The following is a 6796-nucleotide window of genomic DNA, read 5'->3' as shown; positions in this document are numbered from 1 at the left end:
GGTCCGAGCTCGGAGGTGACGAGCAGCCCGCCGTGGTCGGCGAGGGCGGTCGCGACCGACGCGACGGTCTCGTCCGGCGCGCTGGACGGCGGGTCGAGCACCTCGCGCGCGCCGAACCCGGCGTGGATGACACCGACGACGTCGTCGGCCGCCTCGGGGCCGACGGTGTGGACCTGGATCACGACGGGGCCCCCGACGCGGTGCGAGCGGAGCGAGCAGCGTGGTGGGGTGGTCATAGCTCCTCCTGGCGGAAGAGGGTGCGCAGGTAGACCATCGTGATCACCAGCAGCAGCACGGTGAGCAGCACCGCGATCGCCGCCCCGAGGCCGTAGCGGTTCTGCGAGATCGCCGTGATGTAGGACCAGGTGCCGAGGTTGAGCACCTCGCGGTTGGTGCCGGAGCCGCCGGGCATCAGGTAGATCTGCGTGAACACCTTGAAGTCCCAGATCGTCGACAGGATCGTGACGACCGCGAACACCGGCTTGAGCACCGGGACGGTGATGTAGCGGAACCGTCGCCAGGCCCCGGCACCGTCGAGCGCCGCCGCCTCCAGCATGTCCTTCGGGACCGTCATCAGCCCGGCCAGGATCGTCACGGCGACGAACGGGAAGCCGTGGTGCACGACGTTGACGGTGGCGATCGCGTAGAACGGCAGCCGCTCGGTGAACCAGTTGGTGGTCTCCGGGTCGACCAGGCCGAGCGACCCAAGCGTCTGCATGACGAAGCCGTCGCGGGCGTCGAAGAGGAACACCCACACGTAGGTCCCGGTCACCGCGGGCATCGCCCAGGCCACCATGATCGCGCTGGTGAGGACACCGCGGGCCCAGCCGCTCAGCCGGGCGAGGAGCAGCGCGACGGCGGTGCCGACCGCGACCGTGAGGACGACGTTGACCGCGGCGAACACCACCGTGTTGGGCAGGGCGACCTGCCACAGCAACGGGTCGGTGAGGACCTCGTCGAAGTTCTCCAGCCCCACCCAGGCGGACTCCCCCGTCACCAGCTCGCGCAGCCCGAAGTCCTGGAAGGCGAGCACGCCCACGCGCACGAGCGGGTAGACGAGCAGCCCGGCCAGGACCGCGAGGGCGGGTGCCTGGAGCAGCCAGGGCAGCCAGCCCGGGGTCAGCCAGTCGCCTCGCCGGGCCCTGGGTGGCGTCGGAGGTGCCGTCGGCGCAGCCGGGGGTCCGGCCTCGAGGGAGGCCGGACCCGCCTGCACGTCGGTGGGTGTCGAGGTCATCCTGAAAGGGTCAGCCGCGGCTGAAGATCTCGTCCATCTCGTCCGCCGCCTGCGTCGAGGCCTCCTCGACCGAGGCGTCACCGGACAGGATCGACTGGAGCATCGCGGACACGGTCTTCTTGCCCTGCACCTGGCCGTAGAGCGGCGTGACCGGGAGGCTGGCCCCGCCCTCGACCATCTGGGTCGCGAACGGTGCGACGACCGGGTCGTCGGCCTCCTGCACCTGGTCGAGCAGCGTCTTGGTGCCGGGGAAGAAGCCGGACTGCTCGCTCCAGGCCTGCGCCTGCTCGCCGGTCGCCATCAGCTCGACCAGCGCGAAGGCGAGATCCTTGTTGTCCGAGGCCTCGAAGACGGACAGGTGTGAGCCGCCGAGGAACGACGGGGACACGCCGCCGTCGGGACCGGGGATCGGGAACGCGCCGATCTTGCCCTCGAGGTCCGGGTTGGCCTCGACGAGCGCTCCGGGCGTCCAGCTGCCGGCGATCATCATCGCCACGTCTCCGCGGCTGAAGGCGTCGGACAGGTCGGCCTCGTCCCAGGTGGTCGCCGCCGGGCTGGAGAAGCCGTGCTCCTTGGCGAGGTCGGTGTAGAAGGTGATGCCCTCCTGCGCCTCGGCCGAGTCGATCCGACTGGCCCAGGTGTCGCCCTCCTGCTCGGCGATCGTGCCGCCGTTGCCCCAGATGAACGGGTAGACGCCGTACTCGCTGTCCCCCGCGACCGGGAAGGTGATCATGTCGGGGTTGGCCGCCTCGAGCTTCTCGCCGACCGTGACGAGCTCATCCCACGAGGTGGGCGGCTCGACGCCGGCCTCCTCGAAGACGTCGGTGCGGTAGACGACCGAGCGCACTCCGGCGTACCACGGCATGCCGTAGAGCCCCTCGTCGACGGTGCCGGCCTCGACCAGGCCGGGCACCAGGTCGCCGTCGAGCCCGGAGTCGGAGACCGGCTGGGAGAGGTCGACGAGTGCGCCGGCGTCCGCGAACTCCGGGGTCCAGGTGGTGCCGACCTCGGCGACGTCGGGGGTCGTCTCACCCGCGATGGAGTTCACGAACTTGTCGTGCGCCTCCGCCCAGGGCACGAACTGCACGTCGAGCGTCGCGCCGGTCTTCTCCTCGAACGCCTTGCTGAGGCCGTCGACGTACGGCTCCGCGTCGGGGTTCGTGCCCTCCATGATCCAGACGGTGAGCTTCTCGCCCTCCGCCGAGACGTCCGCGTCGGCGTCGATCTCCGACGACCCTCCGTCGGAGCCGCTGCCGCAGGCCGCGGTCGCCAGCGCGAGCGTCGCCACCCCGACCGCGAACGAGACCCGCTTCCGGTGCGTCCGCCTCGTCGTGCCAGTGCCCAGCACCCTCATCACCACACCACCCTTGTTCGTCCCGAGAAGCCCCAGTGGCGTCCCGTTGTATACCAAAGGTCTAAGACCTCTGGTGCATTCTGGTCACGCCTGGTCGGCGCGTCAAGACCCTTCCGCGGCCTTTGCGGCCTTCGCGGCCTCCGCGTCGGTGGCCGCCGGCGGGAAGATGTCGACGACGATCCGGTAGCGGTCCCCGCGGTACGTCGAGCGGACGAACTCCGCGATGCCGCCGCTGCGCACCCGGGAAGTGCGCTCGAAGAGGAACACCGGCGAACCGGTCTCGATCCCGAGCAGCCCGGCGACGTCCTCGCCGACCAGGGCCGGCTCCACGGTCTGGGTGCCGGAGACCACCGGGTCGTCGTAGCGCTCGGCGAGCAGGTCGTAGAACGAGCGGCCCTCCAGGTCGTCACCGGTCAGACCCGGCGCGACGGTGGCCGGGACGTGCAGGTCCTCGACGGCCATCGGCTCCCCGTCGGCCAGCCGCAGCCGTCGTACGAACAGCACGTCGGCCTGCGGGGGTACGCCGAGCAGCCCGGCGAGCATCATCCCGGCCGGGAACCGGCGCGCCTCGATCGTGCGACTTCCGGGGACCAGCCCCCGCGCACGCATGTCGGCGGAGAACGACGTCGCCGCGAGCCGCTGGGTCACCTTCTGGCCGGCCACGAACGTGCCCGCGCCGCGGCGACGGATCAGCCGCCCATCGTCGACCAGGCCGTCGACCACGCGGCGCAGCGTCATCCGGGCGACCCCCAGCTCCCGGGCCAGGTCGCGCTCGGCCGGCAGCGGCTCGCCCGGCACCAGGCCGGCGATCAGCGACTCGAGGCGCTCGCGGACGAGCTGCTGCTTGGTCGACGGGCCGCCCTGCTCCACCGTGGTCATGGACCATTGGTACAACATCGTGGGTCGCGACGCCAACGCGCCGTGCCGGGCCCGCGCCTCACCGGACACTGACCGGTCTCCCCGTCCGGCTCTCCCGGTAGGCCCGGTCCAGCGCGGTGACGACGTACGTGACCCGGGCGTCGGGTGCCGTCGTGTCGACGAACTCCGTCGTCCGGTGGTCGCGCCCGTCGTCCCGCACGGTGCCGACCAGGTGGGTGGCGTCGGCGGTGTCGCAGCGGCCGATGCCCCGGCCGTCGACCCGGTAGACGGCGTACGACGCACCGGTGCCCCGCCAGCTCAGCGTCACGCCCTCGGCGGAACGGTCCGCGTCGAGCCGGGTGACCGGGCGCGGCCGGTGACCGGGGACGCCCTCGGTCACCGGCAGCAGCGCCGGGTGGGCGTAGTGCTCGGCCTGGACGAGGTCCATGTGACCGAGCCGGTTGGCACGGACGTCCTTGGCGGAGAAGTAGATGTCACCGTCGACCTGCGGGTGGTCGCGATTGAACGTCAGGTGCTTGCTCATCTCCTCCGGGTCGGCCCACTGCGGCGCCTGGGTCGAGGTGCCGACCTTGTACGTGGCCTGGCCGATGTAGAGCTGGACGTCGGTGCCGGTCACCTGGTCGGACCACCACGGCACCAGCACCGCGTAGTCGGCGGGCGCGAAGCCGATGTTCCAGTAGACCTGCGGCGCGACGTAGTCGAGCCACTCCTCGCGGACCCACCTGCGGGTGTCGGCGTACAGGTCGTCGTAGGTCTGGGCGCCGGCCGTCGTCGCCGAACCCTCCGGGTCGGTCCCCGCGTTGCGCCAGACCGCGAACGGGCTCACCCCGAACTTCACCCACGGCTTGGCGTCGTGGATCTGCTCGTCGAGCTCGCTGATCAGCAGGTCGGTGTTGTGCCGCCGCCAGTCGGCGAGCCCCTCGGGGGTGTCGGGGAAGTCGCCGCCGTGCTCCGCGAACGTCGCGTCGTCGGGGAACTCCTGCCCGGCCACCGGGTAGGGGTAGAAGTAGTCGTCGAAGTGGACGCCGTCGACGTCGTACTCCTCGACCACCTCGAGGATGACGTCCTCGGTGAGGCGGCGCACCTGCGGCAGCCCCGGGTCGTAGTAGAGCTTGCCGCCGTAGGCGTGCACCCACTCGGGGTGCTCGGCCGCCGGGCTGCCGGGGGCGAGCTGGGAGCGGTCGGTGCCCATCGAGACGCGGTACGGGTTGAACCACGCGTGCAGCTCGAGGTTGCGGGCGTGCGCCTCGTCCACGGCGAAGGCCAGCGGGTCGTAGCCCGGGTCGCCGTCCGGCGTACCTGTCAGGTAGCGGGACCAGGGCTCGAGGTCCGAGGGCCAGAACGTGTCGGCGGTCGGCCGCACCTGGACGATGACGGAGTTGAGGCCCCGCGCGACGGCCTGGTCATACAGCGCGACGAGCTCGTCCTTCTGCTGCTGCGGGGTGAGGCCGGGACGGGACGGCCAGTCGATGTTGACGACGCTCGCGATCCAGTCGGCGCGCAGCTGCCGCTTGGGGGCGTCGGGGGACGTGTCGCAACCCGTGGTCCCACCGCCCGCGGTTGCGGGACCGGTGGTCAGCAGGCCGGTCGACAGCAGACCGGCGACCAGGACAAGTACGGCGGACAGGCGAAGGCCCCGCATGGACGTCACACTCCCGAGATCGAGTGAACCATTGGACTAGACCAAACCTTGGCGATGGTCCGCCGGTCTGTCAATGGCTGCGCGCCCGCGACCTGCCCGGTCGGTCAGCCGGCTTCGCTGAAGATGCGCCGGTAGCGCTGCGGGCTGACCGAGCGGGCCCGGGTGAAGTGGTGGCGCAGCGTCGCCGCGTTGCCGAACCCGACGGCGGACGCGATCCAGTCCACCGAGCGGTCGGTCGTCTCCAGCAGCTCCTCGGCGCGAAGCACCCGCTGGGAGGTCATCCAGGCGTGCGGGGTGGTGCCTATCTCGGCGCGGAACTTGCGGGCGAACGTGCGCGGGGACATCGCCGCCCGTCTCGCCAGCGCCTCCACGCTGTGCGGCTCGGCGAGGTTCTCGCTGACGTAGGTGAGCACCGGCCGGAGCTCGTCGCAGTCGCACTCGGGGACCGGGGTGCGGATGAACTGCGCCTGGCCACCCTCCCGCTGCGGCGGCACGACCATCCGGCGGGCGATCTTGCTGGCGGCGGCCGCGCCGAACTCCTGCCGCCACACGTGCAGGCTGGCGTCGATCCCCGCCGCGGTGCCGGCACTGGTGATGATCTGGCCATCGTCGACGTAGAGGACCTCGGGGATGACGGTGGCCTCGGGATAGCGGCGGGCGAGCTCGTCGGTGTAGCGCCAGTGGGTGGTGCACTCGTGGCCGTCGAGCAGCCCGGCCTCGCCGAGCACGAAGGCGCCGGAGCAGACCGACATCAGCCGGGCGCCGCGGTCGTGGGCGGCCCGGAGCGCCTCGAGTGCCGCGGGCGGCGGCACCGTGCCGTCGGCGAACGCCGGCACCCCGACGAGGTCGGCCTCGACGATCCGGTCGAGGCCGTGCTCGACGGTGATCCCGAAGCCGCCCTGGGTGCGGTAGGTGCCGGGCTCGGGTGCGCAGACCGCGAAGTCGATCAGCGGCAGTCCCTCGTCGGACCGGTCGTAGCCAAAGGCCTCCACGAGCACGCCGAGCTCGAACGGGGCGATCTCGTCGAAGGCGAGCACGGCGACGTTGGTGAGCATGGAGCCATGGTGACACAGATCTGGCAGAAAATCGATGGACGTTGGCATTCCTGCCACTCGTGGCAGGATCAATGTCGGAGCATGATTACTGCCATGACCGAGATCACCGTACTCATCGTTTCCACGCTGATCGTCGCCGCGATCGTCGGCACGATCGTTGTCACGCTTCGCGAGGTCTTCTCCGACGGAGGCCGTCACCCCCGCTCCCCGCGTAGCCACGTCCCCGACACCTTCGACCCGCGCTACCAGAAGCTCGCCTGAAAAGGCGAAAGCGCCCCGTGGCAGAGCCACGGGGCGCTTTTTCGTTGGATCAGCTACCGCCGCCGGTCAGCTTCTCCCGCAGCGCCTGGAGCGCCTCGTCGGAAGCGAGCGAGCCGCCCTCGGCCGCGGGTGCGCCGCCGCCCTGACTCTCCTGCCCGTCACCCGCCGTGCTACCCGTGCTGTCACTGGAGTACGACGTGGCCTCGCCGGCCTCGACCTCGGCCTTGGCCGCCTCGGCCTGCTGCTTGACGTGGGCCTCCCAGCGGGCGTGCGCCTTGGCGTACTGCTCCTCCCAGGCGGCGCGCTGCTCGTCGTAGCCCTCGAGCCACTCGCCGGTCTCCGGGTCGAAGCCCTCGGGGTAGATGTAGTTG

At 71.2% G+C, this 6796-nt stretch carries 6 protein-coding genes and 2 pseudogenes; 1 reads left to right on the top strand and 7 read right to left on the bottom strand.

Features of this window, described 5'->3' with window-relative positions:
- The 6 genes and pseudogenes from VFH10_RS15630 to VFH10_RS15605 form a co-directional block, all read right to left on the bottom strand.
- Positions 1–236 (bottom strand): annotated as a pseudogene (locus VFH10_RS15630) (hypothetical protein); the annotation flags it as partial.
- Entirely contained in the window at positions 233–1234 is a 1002-nt protein-coding gene (locus VFH10_RS15625; RefSeq protein ID WP_325130173.1) for a sugar ABC transporter permease, read from the bottom strand. The pseudogene VFH10_RS15630 and the gene VFH10_RS15625, both read right to left, overlap by 4 nt.
- Positions 1235–1244: 10 nt before the next feature.
- On the bottom strand, positions 1245–2588 hold the full coding sequence (locus VFH10_RS15620) for a sugar ABC transporter substrate-binding protein (protein WP_325130171.1): 1344 nt from the start codon (positions 2586–2588) through the stop codon (positions 1245–1247).
- Positions 2589–2690: 102 nt separating this feature from the next.
- A complete protein-coding gene (locus VFH10_RS15615) occupies positions 2691–3467 on the bottom strand; it encodes a GntR family transcriptional regulator (protein ID WP_325130169.1) in 777 nt (258 codons plus the stop codon).
- Between the two features lie 58 nt (positions 3468–3525).
- On the bottom strand, positions 3526–5109 hold the full coding sequence (locus VFH10_RS15610; protein WP_325130167.1) for a glycoside hydrolase family 10 protein: 1584 nt from the start codon (positions 5107–5109) through the stop codon (positions 3526–3528).
- 104 nt (positions 5110–5213) lie between these two features.
- Positions 5214–6164 carry a helix-turn-helix domain-containing protein gene (locus tag VFH10_RS15605; protein ID WP_325130166.1) on the bottom strand — a complete coding sequence of 317 codons (951 nt, stop codon included), beginning with the start codon at positions 6162–6164 and terminating at the stop codon, positions 5214–5216.
- 93 nt (positions 6165–6257) lie between these two features.
- On the opposite strand from VFH10_RS15605, the gene VFH10_RS15600 reads away from it, so the two are divergent.
- Positions 6258–6425, top strand: coding sequence for a hypothetical protein (locus tag VFH10_RS15600; protein ID WP_325130164.1), 168 nt, complete (start codon positions 6258–6260; stop codon positions 6423–6425).
- Between the two features lie 49 nt (positions 6426–6474).
- Here the strand turns inward: VFH10_RS15600 and rpsA are convergent.
- A pseudogene (gene rpsA / locus VFH10_RS15595) lies at positions 6475–6796 on the bottom strand (30S ribosomal protein S1); the annotation flags it as partial.

Origin of the sequence: Nocardioides sp. (genome assembly GCF_035697785.1) — a bacterium.
In the GTDB taxonomy this organism is placed as follows: domain Bacteria; phylum Actinomycetota; class Actinomycetes; order Propionibacteriales; family Nocardioidaceae; genus Nocardioides_B.
Note: the sequence above shows the minus strand (reverse complement) of the source record. Positions and strands in the feature narration are given on the sequence as shown.